This is a genomic window from Chryseobacterium panacisoli (assembly GCF_008274625.1).
GTDB lineage: Bacteria > Bacteroidota > Bacteroidia > Flavobacteriales > Weeksellaceae > Chryseobacterium > Chryseobacterium panacisoli.
In genome coordinates this window covers 758,582-783,845 of record NZ_VTRU01000001.1, presented here as the reverse complement: position 1 = coordinate 783,845, position 25,264 = coordinate 758,582, and the positions used below count along the sequence as shown (strand labels likewise).

Sequence of the window (25,264 nt, the reverse complement as noted above, 5' to 3'; positions counted from 1 at the left end):
CTGATGAGCAGGTGAAAAAGTTTTATTTTCACTTTAAGATTAATTTAACCATAATAAGTCAGCAGAAATTTTCTTTTTTCATTAAATTTGAAAAACTAAAAAAATAAAATTATGTCCACGACAATCACTTTAAAAGGAAACGAAGTACACACAATAGGAGCATTACCATCTGTAGGAACCACAGTAAAAGATTTTGCATTGGTAGATTCAGGATTAGCGGTGAAAACACTTGAAACTTTTGCAGGAAAGAAAAAAGTATTCAATATCTTCCCAAGTATTGATACCCCTACTTGTGCTGCTTCTTCCAGAAAATTCAATGAAGAGGCTTCAAAACTTGACAATACAGTAATCATCAATGTTTCAAAAGACCTACCGTTTGCTTTAGGAAGATTCTGTGCCGCTGAAGGATTGAATAATGTAGAAACGCTTTCAGATTTCAGAAGCAGCTTTGGAGACGATTATGAAGTAACAATCGCAGATTCTCCTTTGAAAGGGTTATTGAGCCGTGCCGTGATCGTTACAGACGAAAACAATAAAGTAGTATATACTGAGCAGGTTCCGGAAATTGCTGACGAACCTAATTATGATGCCGCTCTTGCAGCATTGAAATAATAGAAATAATTTTTGTAGAAAAGCCTTGTGAATCATTTTGCAAGGCTTTTTTTGAAAATAAAACCTAATCAAATCACACCAAATGATGTCAGATAATTATAAGAAATACGGAGAACTTTTCCAGGTAGATTCAGATCATTTTGAAGAATTCTACACTTTACTTCATGATACAAAGCTCTTAAAATCTGATTTTTTTCTCAAACAGGGGGAGAAATGCAAATATCTTGGCTTTATCAAAAAGGGGACTATCAGATCTTTCTACATCAATGATCAGGGACGTGAAATCAACTTTGGATTCTATTTTGAAAATGAATTTTTTACTGATTACGAAAGCATACTTTGCGATACGGTGTCCAATATGAACATCCAGGCGCTTGAAAACTGTGAAATATTACTTCTGAGTAAAGATCATCTGCAGAATTTATATAAAAGAGAAGCTTATTGGCAGCAGTTCGGGAGAATGATGAGTGAAAAGATTTATCTGGATGCCAAGAAACGGATTGATGATCTGTTGTGCTTTTCCCCTGAAAACAGATACCTTAATCTTGTAAAAAAGCAGCCTGCACTCTTTCAAAAAATAGCCCAGAAACATATTGCCAGCTACCTTGGCGTAACAGAACAGTCACTCAGCCGTATAAGAAGCCGTATTGTTAATTAACTTAAGTTAACGTCCACGGATGTTTTAAACCGTAGCTTTATCATCATCAAATTTTAACACAATCATTATGGAACAAAAAGATTTAACCATTATTTTGGTACACGGAGCATGGGGAGACGGATCGCACTGGCAATACATTATTCCTTCATTGACAAAAGCAGGATATAAAGTAAGAAGTGTTCAGAACCCATTAACCTCACTGCAGGACGATATTAATAAAACAAAAGACCTTATTGATGCCCAGGAAGGGAAAGTGCTTTTAGTAGGACATTCTTATGGAGGTGCTGTTATTTCAGGAGCCGGGCACCATGATAAAGTAGCCGGACTGGTTTATATTGCTGCTTTTGCACCTGATGCCGGAGATAGTTTGGGATCTCTGTTAGGAAGAAGAGAATCGCCGGGTGGAGCAAGTATTTATCCTGATAACAAAGGCTTTTTATGGATTAAATATGATGAATTTAAATCTGCCTTCTGTCAGGATTTAGATGATGAAAAGGCACTGGTAATGTCATTGTCACAGAAACCTATTCATGGTCAGTGTTTTGGTGATGTAGCGGGTGAGCCGGCATGGAAGACACGCCCAAGTTGGTATCAGATATCATTGCAGGACCGTATGATTCCTGCAGAAACTGAAAAAGAAATGGCAGAACGTCTTGAACCTAAAAAGATAATTTCTCTGGATGCAGGACATGCTTCATTGGCATCCCATCCTGAAGAAGTTACACAGTTGATTTTAGAAGCAGCCGCTTCCATTTAATAGAAGATACAATACAATAATTTATTAAGTCTTGTGAAATTTTATGTAATTTCACAAGGCTTTTTTAATGAAAAAATTACTGTAAAATGGTAAAAAGAATTGTAGCCAATATCAAAACGGATGATCTTTCCAAAGCCAATCAGTTCTATCAGGACATTCTGGAACTGGATGTTTTGATGGATCATGGTTGGATCAAAACCCTTGGTAATGATGAAGAAGCAAAAGTTCAGATCAGTTTTGCGGAACAGGGAGGAAACGGTACAGAAGTTCCCGATCTTTCCATTGAAGTGGATAATGTAGATGAAATTTATGATAAAATGAAAAATGCTGGTTTTGAAATCACTTATGAATTAACCAATGAAGAATGGGGAGTTCGGAGATTTTTCGTTAAAGATCCATTTCAGAAACTGATCAATATACTGTCTCACCAATAAAAATACACAATGAAAGCAGAACGTATTATTCCTATATTAAGAATCTTCGATTATCAGAAAACAAAAGAATTTTATGTAGAATGGCTGGGATTTGAGATCGTATGGGAACATTATTTTGATGAAAATACTCCCGTTTATATGGAAGTGAAAAGAGAAAATATCATTTTCCATTTAAGCGAACACCACGGAGACGGAACGCCCGGAACAAGGGTTGCGGTCTGGGGTGAAGGCGTTCCGGAATATCATAAAGAACTTATTGATAAAAAATACAAATATAACCGTCCCGGACTTGAAAAAACGTTTTACGGATCCATATCGTTTACTGTAATTGATCCTTTCGGAAATAAAATTACTTTTGAAGAAGAATATGATGAAGCAAAACATAAAGATCTGAAACTGTATTCTCACGATTAATAAAGCAATGTTTTCAAATATACATCAGGAGTTTGAAGTTCCTGAAGGACTTAGGGATACCATTAAATGTTTTTGGTATAACAGAAGAGACTATGGTGAAAAACAGTCTGGGTTTACGGTGATGCCGGATGGTTATGCTGAAATCATCTTTCATTTTGGAAGTGGATGCAGTATTGCTCATCAGGGAATTTTACAGGATTTACCCTCTCCGTTCATCATGGGACTGCTCAATCAGCCAGCTCTTTTTCATGCTCAGAATCAATTAGAAATTATCGGGATCAGGTGTTTTCCATGGACTGTTTTTGATTTACTGGGGCTGTCATCAGAAAAAACTGAGAATGGAGTTCATACTCTCGAACATCCTGTTGCAAAGCTTCAAGCTGTATTGAATGATCTCGTAAGTCAGAGGAAAATAGAGGAAGCCGTCTCTCAGGTTGAACAGTACTTTTTGAAATTACACTCGCTGATTACCATAGACAGTCTTCTTTTCAAAGCTGGAGCTGCCATGAGGAAAAATAATGGAGCGATTCCTGTAAATCAGGTCGCTGATTCAGCTCATACAACAGTTCGGACATTAGAAAGAAAATTCAAGAAGTCTTCAGGGCATACTGTAAAAGATGTATCCGGAATTATGCGTTTTGAACAGATCAGAAACCGTTTGTGGCATGTTCCTGAAACATCTATTGCTGCACTTGCACAGGAATTTGGATACACAGATCAATCTCATTTAAGCAGAGAATTTAAACGATACAGCGGTACAACACCAGCTGTTTTCGCACGGGAAGCCCAAAAAAGAAAGCAAGCCATAAGCAATGATTTTGTCGCATTTGTACAAGCATGATACCATTGCATTCCTGAATTTTGTGCCATAATAAATACATTAAAATTATGGTACTGAATCATAAAAAAGTAGCAGTTATCGGCGCTGGACCTGTAGGTTTAACCATGGCCGTTTTATTACAGCAAAAAGGCGTTGAAGTAAAAGTTTATGAAAGAGATCTGAATGCAGAGACAAGAGTCTGGGGCGGTACGCTGGATCTTCATCAGGAATCAGGACAGAAAGCTATGAAAAAGGCTGGTTTGCTGAATAAATATTACGAGATGGCACTGCCTATGGGAGTCAAAATTGCTGATGAACATTGCAATATACTTTTTACGAAAGATATCACCCCTGAAAACCAATATGACAATCCGGAAATCAACAGAAATCATTTAAGAGAAATGCTTCTGGCCAGCCTTTCAGATAATACGGTAATTTGGGATATGAACTTTACCGGAATGGAAGAAAATGACGGGAAATGGATACTTCATTTTAAGGACAAACCGGATGTGACTGCAGATTTGGTTATAGGAGCCAATGGCGGAATGTCTAAAGTAAGGAAATATGTAACAGACACTGAGGTGGAAGATACAGGGACTTTTATTATTCAGGGAGATGTTCCGCAGCCAGAGAAAACATGTCCCGAATTTTTCAGGTGGTGTGAGGGGAAAAGACCAATGGCCGCTTTTGAAGGGAATTTATTGGTGGCTAATCCTTATAATAACGGAGCCCTGACTTATGGAGTTATATTCAAAAAACCTGAAGAATGGAAAGATGGCTGTACTCTGGACTTTCAGAATACAGAACAGGTTCGCCGGTTTCTTACTAAAAGATTCTTTGCTTGGAATGAACTGTATCAGCAGTTATTCCTTTCAACTTCCTTTTTCGTAGGGCTGCCAACAAGAAAGATCCCATTAGACAAATCCTGGAAAGACAATCGCTCTTTGCCCGTAACACTTATTGGTGATGCCGCTCATCTGATGCCTCCTTTTGCAGGGCAGGGAGTCAATAGCGGGCTGATGGATGCTTTAATTTTATCGGAAAATCTAACAGAAGGAAACTATCAAAGCATAGAGGAAGCTATTGATGTTTACGAACAAAAAATGCTTATCTATGCCAAAGAAGCACAGTTTGAATCCTCCAAAAATGAACTGGAAATGCGCGATGCCAACTTCTCTTTTACCAGCCTTATCCAATAGTTGGTGATTCAATGATACAATTAATGATTCTGATCATTAAATAGTAAGATGAATAAAACCTACCTTTACATTTTAATAATAGAATGAAACGTTCAGGAACAGCAGATTTACCTCTTCACTATGGCAAAGTACCGCCATGGCTGTATGAACGTATGTCTGTGCTGGGACTTTCCATTATAGAAGTCATTCTCATGGATTACGGTAAAGATGAGGTATTGCGCCGATTGGCAGATCCGTTCTGGTTTCAGAGTTTTGGAGCCGTGATGGGAATGGACTGGCATTCTTCAGGAATTACTACTTCTGTGATGGGAGCATTGAAACGTTCCATCAATCCCAATTCGCAATCGCTGGGACTTTATATCTGCGGTGGAAAAGGAAAATTTTCCCGGGAAACCCCATCAGAATTAATCAGAATTGCAGATAAAACCGGACTTAACGGAACAGATCTGGTAAGAGCCAGTAAGCTTTCTGCAAAAGTGGATAATACAGCCATTCAGGATGGTTATCAGTTGTATCTGCATAATTTTATTCTTTCAGATAACGGAAACTGGAGTGTTATTCAGCAGGGAATGCATGAATCGGATGGAACTGCAAGAAGGTATCACTGGCATTCCGAAAATATTACCTCCTTTGTAGAAAAACCTCATACAGGAATCAACGGAATTTCTAGAGGAAAGATTCTTAACCTTACCGATACCGAAGCTTCAGAAAACAGAAAAGGAATTTTAGATATTTCCCATACCGATTCAGCAGAAGTGATGAAGGATTTTGCAAGGTTGATACTTCCTGCCCATCATGATGTTCAGGCTTCTGATGTAGATTTAAAACGCCTGGGAGCTCTTTTATATGTTACCCGGGAACAGCAGCCTCAGAATTTTGAAGATTTGCTCATGCTGGAAGGAGTAGGTCCCAGAACCATGCAGTCATTGGCTTTGGTAAGTGAAGTCATTCACGGGGCACCGTCAAGATTTGCCGATCCGGCAAGGTTTTCTTTTGCTCATGGAGGGAAAGACGGACATCCTTTCCCTGTTCCTGTCAATACCTATGATGAGAGTATCAGTATTATCAGAAAAGGAATAGAAAAGTCCAAACTGGGAAATTCTGATAAACTGAACTCTTTAAATAAACTTCATCAGATTGTAGCTGAAGCAGAAAAAGATTTCACCCCGGATTTTGATATTCAGCAGGTGATTGAAGAAGAAAGACAAAATTCATGGCGTTTTGGCGGAAAGACCGTGTTCGGGGATGCCCAAAAACCCAGCGCTCCAAAATCCATACAGCTTTCTCTGTTTTAAAAATTTTTCCTTTTAAACGTTTACCTCTGTAACCGACCAATAATCATTCCCATCTTTTGGAGGGGTGGCGAAACTTCAAAAGAATTTTTGACGGGGTGGTAAAATAGTATGTTTTGAATAGTTGTTTAAAAAATTATCAGCATGTAAATCTCTTTGATTTCAATGCAGTATGTGTCTTTTTATAAAGGTGATGGGTTCTTTGTTTAATGTTTTTTGCTCTTAATTCAATTAAAAATTTTATTTTTAAAGTCTTAAAAAAATTGACACCAATGACCAATAAAGCTTTAGAAATCTGCTATGATTTTCCCTTCTTTTTCCCTGAAGAGCTTGCAGAAATATTTCAGGCTCATGAAAAAACATCTTTCCAGAAAGGTGATTTCATTCTTGAAGAAGGAAAAACAGCCAACGAATATTATATTCTTGAAAGCGGATTGGCGCGTTCCTATGTTAATGATTTCAACGGAAATGAAGTAACCACTCATTTTTTCGTAGAGAATGAGGTGATTATTGAGGTTTTGTCAATGTTTCAGCGAGTTCCGTCTCAGGAAAATATCGTTTGTATTACAGACTGTGAATGCTGGAGACTGGATTATGATACTTTTCAGGAATTATTCCATAAAATTCCAAACCTCAGAGAATGGGGAAGATCATGGATGTCTCAGGAGCTTTTTGCCTACAAACAACGCTCTGTAGAAATGTTTACCCTTTCAGCAACCAGAAGATACCTTAATCTCCTGGAACAAAAATCTAAAGTCATACAATTTGCACCATTGAAGCAGATTGCTTCCTATCTGGGCGTTACAGACACTTCTTTAAGCCGTATTCGAAAAGAAATAGTTTCCCATCCTAAGAAAAATTAAATCTTGCCCTATGACAAGTTGATTTTCATTGCACCTTGGTAATTTTGGATAACAAATTAACACTAAAATTACAAAAAATGAAAGTCAATCAAATTTATGTGAACCTTCCGGTAAAAGATGTGCAGAAAACAAAAGAATTCTGGACCAAGGTAGGTTTTTCGATTAATGAACAATTCTCTGATGATAAAGCAACATGCGTTGTTTTGAATGATACTATTTATGTCATGTTTCTGCAGGAAGATTATTTTATGACCTTCACCAATAAGCCTGTAGCTAAAGAAAATACCAGCCAGGTTCTTGTAGCAGTAGGGCTGAACAGCCGTGAAGAAGTAGATAAAGTAGTGAATACCGCTGTAGAAAATGGAGCGCGGCAGCATGAAGAACCTCAGGATTACGGTTGGATGTATCAGAATTCTTTCTGGGATCTTGACGGTCACGGCTGGAACATTACTTTTGCTGATCTATCTCAAATGCCGGCAGAATAATTTAAATCCAAATAAAGATTAAATCTTGTCCTATGGCAAGCACATTCTTACCCTACCTTGGTAATTTTGGATAACAATCACCACTAAAATTTACAAAATGCACATCAACGATATCTACGTCAATTTACCCGTAAAAGACGTACAAAAAACCAGAGAATTCTGGACAGATCTTGGCTTTTCTATCAATGAACAGTTTTCAAACGATCAGGCAATATGTGTGGTAATGAAGGAAAATCATATTTACACAATGTTTCTCAAAGAAGATTTTTTTCAAACCTTTACCAACAGACCTTTTGCTAAAGGAGATACAACACAGGTGCTTTTGGCCATTGGTGTCAACAGCCGTGATGAGGTAGATAAGATGGTAAAAACAGCTATCGAGAACGGAGGTTCAAAATATAATGAACCTGTGGATTACGGATGGATGTATCAAAGCAGTTTTGCAGATATCAATGGCCATCAGTGGGAAGTGATGCATGGAGATGCCTCTCAGATTCCTACAGAATAATTTTTAAATACCAACCACATGGAGACACAATCAAATGATATAGAAATCATAAAAAATCAGGTCGTCAGCACATATTATGTAATTACTATGAATATCGACGGTATTACTCATGAAGAATCTATGATTTTTCCTAATGGTGAAGCCAACTGTATGAACTGGATTCTGGGACATCTGATCCACATCAGAAATCCTTTATTGAATATTCTTGATGAAGAATCTGTTTGGGACAGTGATAAATTTTCATTTTACAACAGAGGGGAAATTGCTTTAGATCACAAAGATAAATTGATCAACTTTGAAGATTTAAAATCCTATTTGAAACAATCCCAGGACAAATTGGAAGCAAAACTCAATACGATTGAAAGTTTTAAGCCCGAAATGATTAAAGATATATCAACCCTAAGCCTTCATGAAATTTACCACAGCGGGCAATTAGGTTATCTCCGCAGAATTTTAGGAAAACCTGGCGCCATAAAATAGATTCCTTGCTTCGCTCGGAATGACAAATGAACTGTCAAATTTTTCCATGCTATTTTTAGAAGAGTGCAATTTTATCGGAGATAAAATCTCTGCGCTTTAAAAACGTACAGCTTGTAAATATCCTGCGCCTTTGCGTTTCTCCAACTTTCTAACCTCTAATTTCTAACTTCTAATCTCTAATTAAAATGGACACACCAAAATCAAAAAAAATGGAACTCGTTATTCCGGCTTACAGAATGCACTCCCAGAGCTTTATGAATGTTTTGGATGGCATTTCGGAAGAAGATGCATTGAAAAGAATTGAAAATAAAACCAACCATATCGTATGGATGGCAGGAAACTTTGTCAACATACGCTATGGCTTAGGCTGGGTGCTTGGAATACAGGAAGAAGACCCTTACAGTGACTTGTTCTTCCAGGGAAAAGCACTGGATGAAAGCTTTAAATATCCAACTTTAGCTGAATTAAAAGAAAACTTTCATAAAATTTCTGCTAAAGTATACCAAAAACTTCATGAAGTAACTGATGAAGAACTGGATGAGATATTTGAAATAGGAATGAATATCCCTTTCATTAAAGAAACAAAACTCAATTTTGTCGGAATGTGTATCGGCCGTGAAGATTATCTCTGCGGGCAGATAGGCCTGATGCGAAGAATTCTGGACTATCCCGGAATGAAGTATGATGTAGACGAAAATCTTAAGTACTAATCATGAATCCGGTAGAAAAAGGCTATAAAAAAGTCAACGGAATCCAATTGTATTACGAGATCTATGGATCCGGAAAACCTCTGGTTTTGATTCATGGCGGAGGATCTTCCATTCTGTATGATTTTAAAGAGGTGATTGCCAGGCTGGGAGATAAGTTTCAGCTCATAGGAATCGATCTGCAAAATCACGGGCGCAGCGAGCACCGAGATATTCCTGAAACTTTTGAACAGGACGCCGATGATGTTGCCGGACTTTTAGCAGAACTCAACATTGGAAAAGCTTCCTTCTGGGGATTCAGTAACGGAGGAAGTACTGTAATGCAGATTGGCCACCGCCATCCCGGAATTGTAGAAAAACTGGTCGTAGCCTCAGCATTTTATAAAAGAAGCGGAATGATAGACGGCTTTTTTGAAGGAATGCAGGAAGCAACTTTTGAATCGATGCCCGAACCTTTCAAAATTAATTTTTTAAATCTCAATCCTGATTTTTCAAAACTGGAAAACCTTTTTGAGAAAGACTGCAAAAGGATGCAGACGTTTAAAGACTGGGATGATGAGGTGCTGACTTCCATACAATCACCTACATTATTCATCAGCGGTGATCAGGATGTGATGAAACCGGAGCATGCTGCAGCGATGTGGCGTCTGGTAAAAGGCTCCCGGTTAATGATACTTCCCGCAACTCATGGTGTTTATATGATGCCTGACTTTGATGGAAGTATTGATGTAAACTTAATAGACTTTACCGTAAGAGAAGTAGAAAAATTTATAAACCATTAAGAATTTTGAAAAAATAGGAAGTGGAGCCAAGTGAATTATAATGATTTAAAAACGAAGCTGTATTTACTATTCACTCAATTAATTATTCCTTAATGGATCAACAATAGAACCTTATATTTTATAATAATAACTTTAAAATTAAAAATCATGGCTAAATTAAATCCGTATCTGAATTTTGATGGAACAGCTGAAGAAGCTTTCAATTTTTACAAAACTGTTTTCGGGGGTGAATTCGTCGGAGGAATTCATAAAATGGGAAATGCTCCCGGTACAGAAAACCTTTCAGAAGAAGAAAAAAACAGGGTAATGCACATTGCTTTGCCTATTGGAGGTGACCTTTTAATGGCATCAGATATTGTACCCGGTTTTGGGCAGACTCTTACCGTAGGAAATAATAATTATGTTTCTGTTTTTCCGGATTCCAGAAATGAAGCCGACAGAATCTTTAAAGAACTTTCTGATGGCGGAAATGTAGAAATGCCGATTGAAGATCAGTTTTGGGGAGACTATTTCGGATGCTTTCAGGATAAATATGGTGTTCATTGGATGGTGAACTATAATGATGAATACGCAAAATAATCCTATATTTAACTAATTATAAAAAGAGGTGCCCATCTTTGGGCAGCTCTTTTATTCAAACTATAAAAAATTAGAACTATGGATCCAATTAAAATAGACATTACAATTTTAGCACCCATTGAAAAAGTCTGGAATTATTTCAATGAGCCAAAACATATCACAAAATGGAATTTTGCTCACGAAAGCTGGCAGTGCCCTAGTTCTGAAAATGACCTGAAGGTAGGAGGCAAATTCAAAAACAGAATGGAAGCTAGAGACAAAAGTTTCGGATTTGATTTTGAAGGCGTTTATGATGAAATTATTCCTCATGAGGTAATCAAATATCATATGGAGGACGGACGGAAAGTAGAAGTTGTTTTCGATAAGATAGATGAAAACACAACGAAAGTTATAGAAATTTTCGATCCGGAAAAACAAAATTCTGTGGAAATGCAGCGAGATGGCTGGTATGCTATTCTTAATAATTTCCATAAGTATGTTGAGAATCATTAACAATATTTTTTGTAGCCATGATCAATTTAGTTATCATGTCCAAGAGTTTAAATTCCATTTATGCTTTTAATTATGACCCTAAAGAAGAATTTCTTCATGGGGTTATTGCAATACCTGCAAGAAGAGCCTTAGAAAAAGAAAAAATAAATTCTTTGGAAAAACTTTCAGATTATTCCGAGAAAGAAATTATGCAGCTTCATGGTTTCGGGAAAAATACGATGGTAAAACTGAAGAATTATATGCAAGAAAATCAGGTATGCTTTAAAGAAGCATAGAAAGTATAACTAGACATTTTTACAGTGTCATTGCAGATAAAGTGAAACAAACTCTTTAAATGCAAAGACATTAGATTTCTTTTGCTGTAAATTAATCAGCAGATGAAAACACTATCCCTATGAAAAAAGTAAAATAATATAAAATCAATCCATTTAAATATAAAATTATGAATAACGATATTTTCCCATGTCTCTGGTATGACGGAGATGCCAAGCAGTCTGCCGAGTTTTATTGTAAAGTTTTTGGGGGCGAGATCACGGCAGATACCCCTGTAGTGATGAATATTGATTTGTTTGGACAAAGATTGATGCTTCTGAACGGAGGTCCGCAATTCAAAAAAAATCCTTCCATATCTTTCATGGTAATTTGTGAGACAGAAGATGAAGTACAAAAATACTGGGATCAGCTGCTGGAGGGCGGAATGGCCTTGATGGAGCTGGGATCTTACTCATGGAGCCCAAAATACGGATGGGTTCAGGATAAATATGGAGTAACATGGCAGTTGTTTTTGGGTGAAAAAGCAAGTGAGCAGAAAATAATTCCTACCTTAATGTTCATCCATCAGAACAATGGAAAGGCAAAAGAAGCTATGGAACTTTATACCAAAACATTTCCCAACTCAAACATAGGAAACATATTGACCTATGGAGCAGGAAGTGAAGGGCACGATATCCCGGAACCGGCAGAAAATGTTCAGCATGCCCATTTTACAATAGACAATTACAGCTTATTCTGTATGGATAATTCTTACGATCACCAGTTTGATTTCAATGAAGGAATATCATTGGTAGTAATGACGGACGATCAGCAGCAGACTGATAACTACTGGAACACGCTGACAGCTGATGGCGGCAGAGAAAGTATGTGCGGCTGGCTGAAAGATAAATATGGATTGAGCTGGCAGATTGTGCCTAAAAGACTCATTCAGTTAATGAACGATTCCAATCAGGAAAAAGCCTATAAAGTAGTTCAGGCTATGATGAAAATGCAGAAAATTATCATCCAGGATTTGGAGGATGCTTATCATTCTTAATCTATTTCGGCGTATTGTTTGATGTGATTTAGAGAAAAGATTTGCATATGAAAACACAGAACAAATCACAATCTAAGTCAAAAGTCCCTAAAGAAGGGCTGTTTCCGGAAATTATCCGGAACGATTATCAGGGAAGCCGGAAGCTGAAGGGTAAAAAAGCAGTTATTTCCGGAGGAGACAGTGGTATAGGACAGGCTGTAGCCGTTCATTTTGCCAGAGAAGGGGCGGACATTGCTATTATTTATAAAGAAAGTGACGCTGATGCTAAAGAAACTCAAAAACTGGTTGAAAAAGAAGGACAGGAATGTATTCTCATCAAAGGCAATCTAACCCGGAAAGCATTCAGAACCCAATGTGCAGACAAGATTAAAAAAGAGTGGAAGAAACTTGATATTCTTGTGAATAATGCAGGGATTCATACCTCTAAAAGCAGTCTGGAAAAAATCTCTGATGAGCAGATTCAGAAAACATTTGATACCAATATCATGTCTATGATTTCTTTCACCAGAAATTTTCTTCCAATGATTGGAAAGGGAGGAAGAATCATCTGCACGACCTCTGTCACAGCATACCGAGGAAGCAATCATTTACTTGATTATGCCGCTACAAAAGGAGCTGTTTTGTCTTTTATCCGCTCACTGGCGGATAATCTTGCCGAAAAAGGAATTCTGGTGAATGGCATTGCTCCCGGGCCTATATGGACTCCGCTGGTGAAAGAAGCTTTTAATAATCTTTCCACATTTGGAAAAGATACTCCGCTGAAACGTGCGGGGCAACCGTCGGAAGTAGCTCCTGCTTATGTTTTTCTCGCGTCTAAAGATGCAAGTTATATTACAGGAGAAATCATTCACATCAATGGAGGTGATTTTGTCGGAGGATAGAATGAGAAGTTAGGAAGTTAGAAATTGTAGTTTAATACACTCTTACTCTAAAACTTTCAAACCCTCAAACTCCAATCCAATCACCTGCAACCTATTATCTACAACCAAATAACTAAAATAAAATGGAACGATTATCATATGAAATAGAAATCAATGCTGAACCTGAAAAAGTATGGAGTGTCCTTTGGGGAGATATTACCTACAGGCAATGGACAACAGCATTTACAGACGGTTCTTTTTATGAAGGAACACTCGAAGAGAACAATATTGTTAAATTTCTTGACCCCAAAAACAATGGAATGTACAGCAGGGTAGAAAAAGTTGTTCCCAACGAAGAAATAAGATTTTTGCACCTGGGAGAAATTTATGACGGTATTGAAGTTCCTCAGGACTGGGGAGAAGCAACAGAAGCTTATTTTCTTGAAGAAAATGAAGAGGGAACGCTGCTGAAAACAGAAATTCAGACTCCTGCAGAATTTAAAGAGTTTTTTGAAGAGAAATTTCCAAAAGCGATGACCATCGTTAAACATCTTTCAGAAAATCAGCTTTAAACATTTCAGGTTTGAATACACCTAAAGTAATTCATAACCCAATCACTGTAAAAAATATAAAAAATGGAAACCTTATCATACGAAACAGTAATTGATGCTCCTCTACAAAAAGTATGGGACATTCTTTGGAACCCTGAAACATATAGCGAATGGACCCGGTTCTTCGGTGCAGGATCTGTCATGAAATCCGATTGGAAGATAGGCGGAAAGACTTATTTTCTTAATGCTGAAGGAGAAGGAATGGTTTCAACCATAGACAGCCTGGAAGAACCCAATCAGATTGTTTTTAAACATCTGGGAATGGTAGATAAAAATGGAGTAGAAGATACCCAGAGCAAGGAAGTAATGGAATGGAACGGAAGCTTTGAAAAATATTTTTTAATAGATTTTGGAGGGAAAACAAAACTTCATGCTGAAGTTCAGGTTGAAAAACAATGGGAAGATCACATGAACACGGGCTTTACAAAAGGGCTGATGGTCGTGAAAAGTCTTGCAGAAGGAGTAAGCCTTGATTCAGTGTGATGAAGTTCAAAGTTTAGAGTTATTGGTTATTTAATCATAGTCTCAATTCTTTTATCTTGATCCCTAATTTCTGCTGCCTGCCACCTATCATCCATCACCCATCACCTAAAAAATGAAACTACTCGTAATACTTTTCGCAACATGTATTCTGGCTTTGCTGGGAACTTTTTTGCTCCAGGGAAAGCCGGATTTTATATTTTCAGGAAACCTGGGAATGGCTGTATTTATCATATTTACAGGATTTTCCCATTTTAAGTTTCAGAAAGGGATGGCCATGATGATTCCTGATTTTATGCCTGCCAGAATGTTTTGGGTATATTGTACAGGGGTACTGGAAATTGCTGCGGGAATCGGGCTTATGATTCCGGCAATTCGTGAAATTACCGCAATTTTACTGATCATTTTTTATGTATTGGTTTTTGTTGCCAATATCAATTCTTCCAGGAAAAGGATTAATATTTTTAAAGCAGATTACACCGGCCCGGGAATGAAGTACCTTTATACTCAAAGGATTCCCATGCAGATTATCTTAATCGTCTGGACCTGGTATTTCGGAATTTATTTACATTAGATAAAAAAGACAGCCACTAAGGCTGTTTTTTTCATATAACCGATATTTTTTTTAATTAATTGATAAAAGAATGTAACGTTTTGTGGGTATAGTATGTCTTATTATATAAATGCATTTGTTTCTATTGTTTTAAAAATGAGTGCTTTCTGATAACTTGAACCTTAAAAAACAGAAGTTATGAACCTAAATCACAACATTTTCGGTACAGCCCTTATTGTACTTTCTACCATTATGACCAACGCACAGAGTTCCACTGCCAAATTGCCGGGAGATCCTACTTTACCCTCTTCCAAAGCCAATCTTGAGAAACTTATTTCTTATGACAAAGGAAACTTTAAATACAAAGTGGAAGACTATTTTGCAAGACCAAAAGCTTCAGCATTTAAAATTTCTCCTGACGGAAAATACCTTTCCTATAAAGAAAAAGATCAGGATAAAAAGAACCACGTTTATGTAAAAGACCTGAGTACAGGAAAAATTACCAAAGCCATCGTGGAAAAAGATGACCTGATCAGAGGGTATGGCTGGCTGAACAAAAAGCGCCTTTACTACACACAGGATAGAGGAGGAAATGAGAATATTCATTTGTATGCTACAGATGCGGATGGTGGAAATCAGAAGGATTTAACACCCTTTGACGGAGTGAAAGTACAATCAATCATTCCTATAAAAGATACAGACTTTGTTGTGGTTACCATGAACAAAAACAATAAGCAGATCTTTGAACCTTTTAAAATCAATTTCGTTACAGGGGAAATGACCCAGCTGTATGAAAATAAAGATGTCAACAGTCCTATCGACGACTATCTTTTTGATAAAGATGGAAATCTGAGAGGCTACAGCGTTCTTGAAAACGGATTAACAACAAAGACCTATTATAAAGACGTGCAGACAGGGAAATTTAACCTGATCAAATCCGCAGACTGGTCTGATACCTTCAGTATTATAGAATTTAATGAAAATTCTAAAAATAAAGATGAAGCCTATGTAGTAACGAATCTTGATAGTGATAAAGCGAGAATTGTACTGTATGATCTGAAAAAAAATACTGTGATTAAAGAAATTTATTCCAATCCGGTATATGATGTAAGCTCCATAAGCACAGCCGGTAAAAACAGAAACTATGAACTTGATTTTATCAGCTATGAAGGAACCAAAGGAGAAACAGTTCCTGTAAGTAAATTTTATAAGGAAATAGACGATAAATTGAAGTCTCAGTTTGGAGACAAGGAATTCGGTATCGTTTCTTCGGATGATAATAATGACAAACTTCTGGTTGTTGTAGGAAGTGATAAGCTGTACGGAACTTATTACGAATACGATACAAAAACCAAGCAGACCAAGCTTCTTTACAACCTGATGCCCCAGCTGAAGGAAGAAGATATGGCCGAAATGAGACCTATCGAATTTAAAAGCAGAGACGGATTGACTATCCATGGATATATCACATTGCCTAAAGCCGCACTGGAAGGGAAAAAAGTTCCTTTGATTGTAAATCCTCACGGCGGCCCTCAGGGAATCAGAGACAGATGGGGATTCAATCCTGAAACACAGCTTTTTGCAAGCAGAGGGTATGCCACACTTCAGATCAACTTCAGAATTTCCGGTGGATATGGAAAATCATTCCAGAAAGCTGGTTACAAACAGATTGGAAGAAAAGCGATGGATGATGTGGAAGATGGAGTAAAATATGCCATTGAGCAAGGATGGGTAGATAAAGATAAAGTAGCCATTTATGGAGGAAGCCATGGTGGATATGCCACTCTTATGGGGCTGATCAAAACTCCGGATCTCTATTCTTGTGGAGTAGATTATGTAGGGGTCTCCAACATTTTTACCTTCTTTGCTTCTTTCCCGGAATACTGGAAACCCTATAAAGAAATGGTAAAACAGATCTGGTATGACCTTGACAATCCTGAAGAAGCGAAAATTGCTAAAGAAGTTTCGCCGGTTTTCCAGATAGACAAAATCAAGAAACCTCTATTTGTAGTACAGGGAGCCAACGATCCAAGAGTAAACATCAATGAATCTGATCAGATTGTAAAAGCAATGCGTGCCAAAGGCTTTGAAGTTCCTTATCTGGTAAAATATGATGAAGGACACGGCTTTGGAAAAGAACCGAACAGAATAGAACTTTATAAGTCAATGTTAGGATTCTTTGCAGAAAATTTTAATAAGTAAACTATTAATTTTATAATGATTAAACGGAGGACTCAGATCTTCCGTTTCTTTTTGTTATTACGACTAGGTGGGATGTTTAGATTCCTACGGAATGACAAGCTGTATGGATAAACTGTCATTACAATTGTGTCATTCCGTAGGAATCTCAAATGAAGTTAGAAATTGAGAATGGATAAAAAGGTCATTATCATTCATCATTGATACTCCCTCCTAGCCCCGATAGCAGCGGTTACCCCGCAACAAGCATGGGATATTAGGTTAGGTTCAGGATGGCAGTTTGGCGTGAGGAGTATGAGCGGATAGCGGGAATAAGCTCCATAAAATAAATAATCAGTAATCAGTAAATAATTGATAAGATAAAATGCTGATGGATAAAAGAAAAATTGAATTGTAAAAAAAATATTTTAAATTTATTAAAGTAAAACCAAAAGGCTGTCCGTCATAGCAATATGGAGGTTGTCGAAAAAATAACAATGCCACAGAAGGAGAAAGAAAGCATCATCTCACAGACCGTTTCCAACTACGGAGGGAAGCTGATGTCCTATATTCGTCCGAAGGTGAAAAACACGGAGGATGCGGAAGATATTCTGCAGGAAGTGTGGTATCAGTTCAGTAGCCTTACGAATATTTCGGAGATCGTAAATGTTGGTGGGTGGCTATATAGGGTAACAGCGAATAAAATTACAGACCGTTACCGTAAAAAGAAAACAGAAAATCTTGAAGATTTCGTATATGAGGATGAAGACGGGAGTTTTTCTATCAAGGATATCCTTTTACTGGACGATAGCGCTGGTCCTGAGGTGAAAATGTTTCAGGATGAGATCTGGAAAAAACTGTTTGAAGCACTGGACGAACTCCCCGAAAAACAAAGGCTGGTCTACGTAGAAAATGAACTGAACGACAAAACCCTCCAGGAGATTGCCGATGAACAGGGAGAAAACATCAAAACCATCATCAGTAGAAAAAACTATGCTGTGAAGCATTTGAGAAACAGATTGAGAAAATTGTACGAAGATTTAAAAAGTTAGAAAAAGAAATTATGAATCATAAACACAAAAAGGGTTGGATTTTTTTATTATTATGCCCGCCATTAATTTTAGCCGCTGTTACATGGATTGTAATGATGCTTTGGAATTGTCTTCTCCCGGAAATTTTAGGAGTAAAAGCGATTACATTCTGGCAGGCTATGGGAATACTGATCCTAAGTAAAATTCTTTTTGGAGGTTTCCATTTCGGTAAAGGAATGAAAGATTTCAAGGAAAGAAAAATGAGAGAAAAAATGGAAAGCTGGTCACCTGAAGAAAGAGAAAAATTCAAAGAAGTGTGGAGGAATAAATGTTCAGGTGGATTCTTCAACAGAAACAACGAATAATCTGAAAAAACAAAAGAAGTAGTAAAGTAAAATTCAGATTCATTCGTCTCTATAAAAAACAAGAAGTAGTAAAATTTAAAATTTTGAAAAAATGAAAAATTCAGCATTAAAAGGAGCTCTGGGAGCATTAGCCGTTGTGGGCGTAGCCTTAATCGCTAAAAAAGCAATACAAAGAAAAAGATTTATCAAAGGTATTTTTGATGAGTATGGAATTAAAGAAAAATCACCTTTCGGACTGGCAGATAAGATCAGAGAAATGAATGATGAAGATTATCAGGAACTGAAAGGAAAATTCAAAAAAGAATTCCATTCAAGATGCTGCAAAAAGGATAATACCTGCGAAGCATAATACGTAAAGACTAAATTGAAATTGTTTAATTCCGGCGCGGGAAGCTCTGCTTCCCGCGCCGGAATTTTTTTATTAAAAAACAAATATAATCTGAGATGAAAAAACTTATATTTTTTTCCGCAGATTGAAATTCCTTGCTTTGTCTGGAATAGCAAGTGTGCCGTTGAAATCTCCGCAAAATCTTTTATAACAGTACAATTTTGTCGGAGATAAAATCCTTGCACCTTAAAGCATACTACTTGTAAAACCTTAGCGCCCTTGCGTTTTTCCAGCCCCATTCATTAATCAGTAATGAGATTGTTTCATCTTTGATTCGCAATGACTTTCACATCTGTTTTCCCACTAAATTTTTGTAATAAATATCAGACACAAAGAAAAATAAATCCTTATTTTTGTATTTCTCAATGAAAGACTACTATTATTTTCTCGGTATATCACTGGATGCTTCAGAAGAAGACGTCAAAAAAGCCTATCGAAAACTGTCTTTAAAATATCATCCCGATAAAAACGACAATGACGACTTTTTTGCTGACCGTTTCCGCGAAATTCAGGAAGCTTATGAAACGTTGAGTGACCCTGTCAGAAGACGTGCCTATGATCAGAATTTAGAAAGTCATCAGCGAAGTTTCAGGTATAATATTCCACCTGCAATCAAAACTTTTACAGCCAATAAAATTCATGCAAAAAAAGGGGAGGAGATTATCATCAACTGGCAGACAAGTAATGCCGATGTGGTGAAGGTATTGCCTTTCGGATTAGAAAAGCCATATGGAGAGAGGATCTTTAAGATCACAGAATTTAAAGATGGAAAATTCCAGCTTCTGCTTCATGCAACAAATTCTCTTTTACACAAAACCGTTGTTCAGGGAATTACGATTACAGAAGTTTTTGAGAACGATTCTGAGAAGTTCAAAAATACAGTTGAAGAAATGTTTAAGCCGCAACCCAGAACAGTGATGAACAGGTATGGACAGCCTAAAATTATAATGCTGTTTTGGGGAATTATTGTACTGGCAATTGCCTTATACTTTTTGATTAAAACGCTGGGCTAGCCTAAGCCATTTTCTTTCTTCCCGGGCATTTCTTGCATCTTTTTCCTTTCTTGAACTTTTTACAACACGATTTCTTTTCACAGAACATCTCTTCGTTATTGAATGAGTAAGGTGCCAAAGGCGGAACTTTAAATGGGACAATCATATTCATGCTGCAAATATATTAATTTAGAATAAATATAATTAATAAAATTTCATAAAATTCTTTATACCTGATGTATAGCAGATATAGCTTGCTTTTTAATGGATGATCAAACCTTAATTGTAGGTCTGATTACTTCTTAAATTCTCCTTGAATTGAGGTTAAGTTTACATTTTGGATAATTCACGTTGTTTTAAATAATATGACAGTAGTGTATTGAACGCGAATTGATTGTTTTGTTATATATTATGTATAGAATAGGGAGTATGCTTGTTAAAACTGATGTAAACCTTGTTAAAAGATTGTTAAAAATACAGTGTGATAAAAATCACAAATAATTTTGTGAATTATCCGCCCGGATATGCTCTTGTACAATCATCCAAAAAATTGTAATTTTACCCATCTTTTTACAAACAAAATCTAATAAATAAAAATGAATACAGAACAGTTTGTGAGCCGTCACATTTCCCTTAATGAAGCCGATAAACAGGCGATGTTGGAGAAACTTGGCGTTTCTAGTATTGAAGAGTTAATTTCTCAGACCATTCCATCTTCTATCCGTTTAGAGAAAGATCTTGAGATCTCGGAACCGCTTTCTGAATACGAAATGTTGAACCACTCAAAAGAATTGGCATCTAAAAATACAGATTATACGAGTTATATCGGATTTGGGTACCACAATACACTTTTGCCTTCAGCAATCCAGAGAAATATTTTTGAAAACCCTAGCTGGTATACAGCCTATACTCCATATCAGGCAGAAATTGCACAGGGAAGACTTGAAGCTCTTCTGAATTTCCAGACTGTAGTATGTGATCTTACAGGTTTTGCATTAGCTAATGCATCTTTGCTGGACGAATCTACTGCTGCAGCTGAAGCAATGCATATGTTCTTCAACAACAGAACGAAAGATCAGAAAAAAGCAGGAGCTAATAAGTTCTTTATTTCTGACCTTGTTCTTCCTCAAACAGTTTCTGTATTAAAAACAAAAGCTGAAGGATTAGAAATTGAAATCGTGGTAGGTGATCATAAAACACACCAGTTTGATGGTTCTTATTATGGAGTTTTATTACAATATCCTGGTAAAAACGGAATCGTTTTAGATTATACAGAAGATATCGTAGAATACAAAAAGCTTGACCTTCAGGTTGCCGTTGCTTGTGATCCTATGGCTTTGGTAAAACTAAAATCTCCTGCAGAAATGGGAGCTGACTGTGCGGTAGGAACTACACAGAGATTCGGTATTCCATTAGGATACGGAGGTCCTCACGCCGCTTTCTTTGCTTGTAGAGAAGACTATAAGAGAGATATCCCTGGAAGAATTATTGGTGTTTCTCAGGATATGTACGGAAGACGTGCATTGAGAATGGCTTTACAGACAAGAGAGCAGCATATCAAAAGAGAAAAAGCTACTTCAAACATCTGTACAGCTCAGGTTCTTTTGGCAGTAATGGCTGGAATGTATGCTGTTTATCACGGTCCAAAAGGATTAAACTATATCGCAGATCAGATTCACTTTAAAGCAAATGCTTTGAAAAATGGTCTTAAAGCATTAGGATATCAAACAGTAGAAGAGCCTATCTTCGATACTGTAAAGATCACGATGGCTGAAGATGAGAAGGCAAGATTAGTAAGACTGATGCTGGATCACAGACTTAATCTAAACTATTTCACAGAAGGTGTAGTAAGTATTGCGATCAACGAAAGTACCACATTAGAGAAATTAAATGTTCTTATGGCTTCTTTCGCTCAGTTTAAAGATAAGCAGACTTTCAAATTAGAAATAAAAGAAGGATATAGTATTCCTGAAGAAAACTTAAGAAAAGATGAAATTCTTACGGAATCAGTATTCAACAAATACCATACGGAAACAGAATTGATGCGTTACATCAAGCGTCTTGAGAGAAAAGACCTGTCATTGACACATTCAATGATTTCTTTAGGATCTTGTACGATGAAACTGAATGCAGCAACTCAAATGTTACCGCTTTCATGGGAAAACTGGGGCGCAGTTCACCCGTTTGTACCTGTAAATCAGGCTGAAGGTTACCAGGAAATGATTCGTGAACTTGAGAAAGACTTAGCAGAAATTACAGGTTTTGCAGGAACTTCTCTTCAGCCAAACTCTGGAGCTCAGGGTGAATATGCAGGATTAATGGTAATCAGAGAGTACCACATCTCAAGAGGAGACCACCACAGAAATGTAGTATTGATCCCTCAGTCTGCACACGGAACCAACCCGGCTTCTGCTGCTATGGCAGGAATGAAAATCGTTGTTGTGAAAAACCTTGAAAACGGTGAAATCGACTTCGAAGATCTTAAAGCTAAAACAGAACTTCATTCAGCAAACCTATCTGCTGTAATGATCACTTATCCTTCAACTTACGGATTCTTTGATGCTAACATTAAAGAAATTACCAACCTTATCCACGAACACGGAGGACAAGTATATATGGATGGTGCCAACATGAACGCTCAGGTAGGATTTACAAGTCCTGGAAACATCGGAGCTGACGTTTGCCACCTTAACCTTCACAAAACTTTCGCAATTCCTCACGGAGGTGGAGGTCCTGGAGTAGGTCCAATCTGTGTTGCTAAACACTTGGTTCCTTTCCTTCCTTCTAATGCGAATATCAGAATCGGGTCTAAAGAAGCTATTGAGGGTATTTCTGCTGCACCTTACGGTTCAGGATTGATCCTTAATATTTCTTACTCTTACATCAAGATGTTGGGAACTGAAGGTCTTAAAAAGGCTACAGGTCACGCAATCATGAATGCTAACTACCTGAAAGAAATTTTAGCAGAACACTTCCCAATCTTATATTCTAATGAAAACGGAAGAGTAGCTCACGAATGTATCGTAGATTTCCGTCAGTTCAAGTCTTTAGGAATTGAAGTGGCTGATGTGGCGAAGAGATTAATGGATTATGGTTTCCATGCTCCTACCGTTTCTTTCCCGGTTGCAGGAACATTGATGATTGAGCCTACGGAATCTGAAAGCAAGTCTGAAATTGACCGTTTCGCAGAAGCATTGATCTCTATCAAAAAAGAAATCGATGAAATAGCCAACGGAGAAGCAGATGCTGCAAACAATGTATTGAAAAATGCTCCTCACACAGAACAATTGGTCATCTCAGATTCCTGGGATAAACCATACAGCAGAGAAAAGGCTGCTTATCCATTAGAGTGGGTAAGAGACCATAAATTCTTCGCTTCTGTATCAAGAGTAGATGAAGCTTACGGAGACAGAAACTTAGTTTGTACTTGTGAGCCTATTGAAGCTTATATGTAATCTCAGTTTTTTAACTATAAAAAATCCCTTTCAGCAATGAGAGGGATTTTTGTTTTTATTCATAGTCATTGCGAGCAAAGCGAAGCAATCTCTTTAACGCAAATGTCGCAAGGATTTTTCGACAACTAATTGTTTCAATGTTCGCAAAGGTGTTCCACTCAGCGAAGCTTAAACGATATGTTTTTTTCGACAAATTGCGAGACTTGTACGGTCATTGTCATTGCGAGCGTAACGAAGCAATCTCAATTTTCTATTCATCTAATTTATATTTCACTCTATAATCTTCTTTTGCCTTAAAATGTCCTGATTTTTTATCATAAAGAAAAATATATTCCACAGGGATTTTTTGAAAAGGATGATCAACGGAATAATTGACCTGCTTACCATTTATTGTTGTAAAATCATACCAGTCACCATCCGGAGTCCGTCCCCGGATCAATACAGATTTTCCTTTGAAAGCAATATCATTGAACCCATCGTAGTTATAATCTTTGATCTTTAATGTTAACTCATAAGGTTCATAAATTTTGTTGTCTTCATGAGCGTCATAAGTCCTTAGATTAGTGTCATAATATCCTTCATATACATTTTCCAAAGAATCTGCTGTTATCTTATAAAGTTCATGTCCGCCATTTCCATGCCCTGTTACAATAGTTGCCAGTAAAAAAGGGTTTTCTTTTGGGAAGACAGAAACAAATTCATATCGTTCAGCAGCTAATGTTTTGACCAGCTTCCCATTTTTCGCTAACAATAACTGATATTTCCAAGGGTATTGTGAAGTAGATCCAACCTTCCAGTCATACTCAATAAAATAATAATCCTGATCTGAACCATTGATCTTTACTTTCCTGAATACTGTTATTTTTTCACTTTCCTGCTGAGGCGGGCTTTCATGAATATGAAGATCAAAGGCCTGTTTAAGATTTAGAATAAACCTCGAAGAGTCTTTGATTGCCGGATAATCTTTAAGATATTCAAATGGGGTAGGGACTTTAGGTTTTGCTACTACTTCTTCTTTATTTGTATTCTGAATTTGAATTATCTCTTCTTTTTTAGCTTCCTGCTTTTGAGTACAGTTAAGGACAAGTAAAGGTAAGATTACTGCCAGAGGTGTTTTTTTCATAGGCTTATTAGTTGCGGAAGGAAATTTTTTGAAATTTATTATATTTTAATGAAATGCCAATCATTTAATTGCTATTTTAAAAATAAAAACACCTCCCAAAACTGAGAGGTGTTCTATTGTTTTCTGTCATATTTCTTTACCTTCTTTTAAAGCTATAAGCAAGCAAAATAGCTACACCCATAGTAACGCAGGTTATAATTGAAATAGTTTCAATGGAGATTCCACTTTTCATCTGTGTGTTTTCTTTTTCACATGAATAAAAGAATAATACTGCTATAAATAGACAGCCCGAGAGTAATTTTTTTGTCATACATCTATTTGTTTGGTTACGAAAGTTTTACATCAAAAAGTATACCGAATTTATAGACTATAAAAAGCCTTTTGTTGTAAGGTTTTTGGCTATACTAATGTTGGTAATAAATAATTTAATATAAACAATTAGGACAAATAGTTAATTTTATGAACGATTTTTTTTATCAATCCCCGGTTTCCAAAATAGCAAAGTAAATGATTGATCAAAAGTGCTGAAAAAGGAAATAGATTACCGAAGATATCTTTAAAATTAGCCATGGTAATAATGAAAAAAATAAGCGAAAAGAGGTTTAGTTTCTATAGCTTTACTTTGTAAGTTAGTGTTTTGTTGTTTTCATTATAATGAATTTCCCATTATCAATTAAAGATAAATAATGCCAATTGGATCTTTCTTTGAAAAGGCCTTCATCGAAAGAAACAAATTTCGGCCCGTAAAGAATGTTTTGAACCTTTTTTTCTCGCAATATATCACGGACTGTATAAATAACCTGATCAGATGTTTTGTCTTTGATAATTTCTCTCTCA

At 36.8% G+C, this 25,264-nt stretch carries 29 protein-coding genes; 28 read left to right on the top strand and 1 reads right to left on the bottom strand.

Annotation, left to right across the window (positions count from 1 at the left end; genetic code table 11):
- Positions 1–111 precede the first annotated feature (111 nt).
- From tpx to gcvP, 28 genes are all read left to right on the top strand, one after another.
- Positions 112–612 carry a thiol peroxidase gene (gene tpx / locus FW781_RS03725; protein ID WP_077416481.1) on the top strand — a complete coding sequence of 167 codons (501 nt, stop codon included), beginning with the start codon at positions 112–114 and terminating at the stop codon, positions 610–612.
- 82 nt (positions 613–694) lie between these two features.
- The gene (locus FW781_RS03720) at positions 695–1,270 is read left to right on the top strand and encodes a Crp/Fnr family transcriptional regulator (protein WP_149386179.1); all 576 of its coding nucleotides are present in this window, start codon (positions 695–697) and stop codon (positions 1,268–1,270) included.
- A gap of 67 nt (positions 1,271–1,337) precedes the next feature.
- Entirely contained in the window at positions 1,338–2,027 is a 690-nt protein-coding gene (locus FW781_RS03715; protein WP_149386178.1) for an alpha/beta hydrolase, read from the top strand.
- Between the two features lie 86 nt (positions 2,028–2,113).
- The gene (locus FW781_RS03710; RefSeq protein ID WP_149386177.1) at positions 2,114–2,461 is read left to right on the top strand and encodes a VOC family protein; all 348 of its coding nucleotides are present in this window, start codon (positions 2,114–2,116) and stop codon (positions 2,459–2,461) included.
- A 9-nt stretch (positions 2,462–2,470) separates the two neighbouring features.
- A complete protein-coding gene (locus FW781_RS03705; RefSeq protein ID WP_149386176.1) occupies positions 2,471–2,875 on the top strand; it encodes a glyoxalase superfamily protein in 405 nt (134 codons plus the stop codon).
- A 7-nt stretch (positions 2,876–2,882) separates the two neighbouring features.
- Positions 2,883–3,716, top strand: coding sequence for a helix-turn-helix domain-containing protein (locus tag FW781_RS03700; protein ID WP_149386175.1), 834 nt, complete (start codon positions 2,883–2,885; stop codon positions 3,714–3,716).
- Positions 3,717–3,763: 47 nt separating this feature from the next.
- Complete coding sequence (locus tag FW781_RS03695; protein ID WP_149386174.1) at positions 3,764–4,894, top strand: FAD-dependent oxidoreductase; 1,131 nt, start codon at positions 3,764–3,766, stop codon at positions 4,892–4,894.
- Positions 4,895–4,977: 83 nt separating this feature from the next.
- Positions 4,978–6,189 carry a DUF763 domain-containing protein gene (locus tag FW781_RS03690; RefSeq protein ID WP_149386173.1) on the top strand — a complete coding sequence of 404 codons (1,212 nt, stop codon included), beginning with the start codon at positions 4,978–4,980 and terminating at the stop codon, positions 6,187–6,189.
- 269 nt (positions 6,190–6,458) lie between these two features.
- Complete coding sequence (locus FW781_RS03685; RefSeq protein WP_149386172.1) at positions 6,459–7,049, top strand: Crp/Fnr family transcriptional regulator; 591 nt, start codon at positions 6,459–6,461, stop codon at positions 7,047–7,049.
- Between the two features lie 77 nt (positions 7,050–7,126).
- Positions 7,127–7,534, top strand: a complete 408-nt coding sequence (locus FW781_RS03680; protein ID WP_149386171.1) for a VOC family protein — start codon at positions 7,127–7,129, stop codon at positions 7,532–7,534.
- Positions 7,535–7,631: 97 nt separating this feature from the next.
- A complete protein-coding gene (locus tag FW781_RS03675) occupies positions 7,632–8,042 on the top strand; it encodes a VOC family protein (protein ID WP_149386170.1) in 411 nt (136 codons plus the stop codon).
- Between the two features lie 18 nt (positions 8,043–8,060).
- Positions 8,061–8,522: a hypothetical protein gene (locus FW781_RS03670; protein WP_149386169.1), complete on the top strand. Its 462-nt coding sequence runs from the start codon at positions 8,061–8,063 to the stop codon at positions 8,520–8,522.
- Between the two features lie 185 nt (positions 8,523–8,707).
- A complete protein-coding gene (locus FW781_RS03665) occupies positions 8,708–9,232 on the top strand; it encodes a DinB family protein (protein ID WP_149386168.1) in 525 nt (174 codons plus the stop codon).
- A gap of 2 nt (positions 9,233–9,234) precedes the next feature.
- Positions 9,235–10,011 carry an alpha/beta fold hydrolase gene (locus tag FW781_RS03660; RefSeq protein ID WP_149386167.1) on the top strand — a complete coding sequence of 259 codons (777 nt, stop codon included), beginning with the start codon at positions 9,235–9,237 and terminating at the stop codon, positions 10,009–10,011.
- 147 nt (positions 10,012–10,158) lie between these two features.
- Positions 10,159–10,590 (top strand): VOC family protein, encoded by a 432-nt coding sequence (locus FW781_RS03655; protein ID WP_077416506.1) that lies wholly within the window; start codon positions 10,159–10,161, stop codon positions 10,588–10,590.
- A 78-nt stretch (positions 10,591–10,668) separates the two neighbouring features.
- Positions 10,669–11,082 (top strand): SRPBCC family protein, encoded by a 414-nt coding sequence (locus FW781_RS03650; RefSeq protein ID WP_149386166.1) that lies wholly within the window; start codon positions 10,669–10,671, stop codon positions 11,080–11,082.
- A gap of 35 nt (positions 11,083–11,117) precedes the next feature.
- Positions 11,118–11,357, top strand: a complete 240-nt coding sequence (locus FW781_RS03645; protein WP_228720130.1) for a helix-hairpin-helix domain-containing protein — start codon at positions 11,118–11,120, stop codon at positions 11,355–11,357.
- A gap of 167 nt (positions 11,358–11,524) precedes the next feature.
- The gene (locus FW781_RS03640; RefSeq protein WP_149386165.1) at positions 11,525–12,391 is read left to right on the top strand and encodes a VOC family protein; all 867 of its coding nucleotides are present in this window, start codon (positions 11,525–11,527) and stop codon (positions 12,389–12,391) included.
- A gap of 47 nt (positions 12,392–12,438) precedes the next feature.
- On the top strand, positions 12,439–13,272 hold the full coding sequence (locus tag FW781_RS03635; RefSeq protein ID WP_149386164.1) for an SDR family oxidoreductase: 834 nt from the start codon (positions 12,439–12,441) through the stop codon (positions 13,270–13,272).
- A 122-nt stretch (positions 13,273–13,394) separates the two neighbouring features.
- Complete coding sequence (locus FW781_RS03630) at positions 13,395–13,823, top strand: SRPBCC family protein (RefSeq protein ID WP_149386163.1); 429 nt, start codon at positions 13,395–13,397, stop codon at positions 13,821–13,823.
- 63 nt (positions 13,824–13,886) lie between these two features.
- On the top strand, positions 13,887–14,345 hold the full coding sequence (locus FW781_RS03625; RefSeq protein ID WP_149386162.1) for an SRPBCC family protein: 459 nt from the start codon (positions 13,887–13,889) through the stop codon (positions 14,343–14,345).
- Between the two features lie 112 nt (positions 14,346–14,457).
- Positions 14,458–14,916, top strand: coding sequence for a DoxX family protein (locus FW781_RS03620; protein ID WP_149386161.1), 459 nt, complete (start codon positions 14,458–14,460; stop codon positions 14,914–14,916).
- A gap of 177 nt (positions 14,917–15,093) precedes the next feature.
- Positions 15,094–17,097 (top strand): S9 family peptidase, encoded by a 2,004-nt coding sequence (locus tag FW781_RS03615; RefSeq protein ID WP_149386160.1) that lies wholly within the window; start codon positions 15,094–15,096, stop codon positions 17,095–17,097.
- Positions 17,098–17,570: 473 nt separating this feature from the next.
- Complete coding sequence (locus FW781_RS03610) at positions 17,571–18,125, top strand: RNA polymerase sigma factor (protein WP_228720129.1); 555 nt, start codon at positions 17,571–17,573, stop codon at positions 18,123–18,125.
- A gap of 11 nt (positions 18,126–18,136) precedes the next feature.
- Positions 18,137–18,469, top strand: coding sequence for a hypothetical protein (locus FW781_RS03605; protein WP_149386158.1), 333 nt, complete (start codon positions 18,137–18,139; stop codon positions 18,467–18,469).
- Between the two features lie 91 nt (positions 18,470–18,560).
- Complete coding sequence (locus FW781_RS03600; RefSeq protein WP_047385468.1) at positions 18,561–18,818, top strand: hypothetical protein; 258 nt, start codon at positions 18,561–18,563, stop codon at positions 18,816–18,818.
- 404 nt (positions 18,819–19,222) lie between these two features.
- On the top strand, positions 19,223–19,870 hold the full coding sequence (locus tag FW781_RS03595) for a J domain-containing protein (RefSeq protein WP_149386157.1): 648 nt from the start codon (positions 19,223–19,225) through the stop codon (positions 19,868–19,870).
- 575 nt (positions 19,871–20,445) lie between these two features.
- Positions 20,446–23,304 carry an aminomethyl-transferring glycine dehydrogenase gene (gcvP, locus tag FW781_RS03590; RefSeq protein ID WP_149386156.1) on the top strand — a complete coding sequence of 953 codons (2,859 nt, stop codon included), beginning with the start codon at positions 20,446–20,448 and terminating at the stop codon, positions 23,302–23,304.
- A 250-nt stretch (positions 23,305–23,554) separates the two neighbouring features.
- Here gcvP and FW781_RS03585 read toward each other — a convergent pair whose 3' ends face one another.
- Positions 23,555–24,427 carry a hypothetical protein gene (locus FW781_RS03585; RefSeq protein WP_149386155.1) on the bottom strand — a complete coding sequence of 291 codons (873 nt, stop codon included), beginning with the start codon at positions 24,425–24,427 and terminating at the stop codon, positions 23,555–23,557.
- Positions 24,428–25,264: the final 837 nt, after the last annotated feature.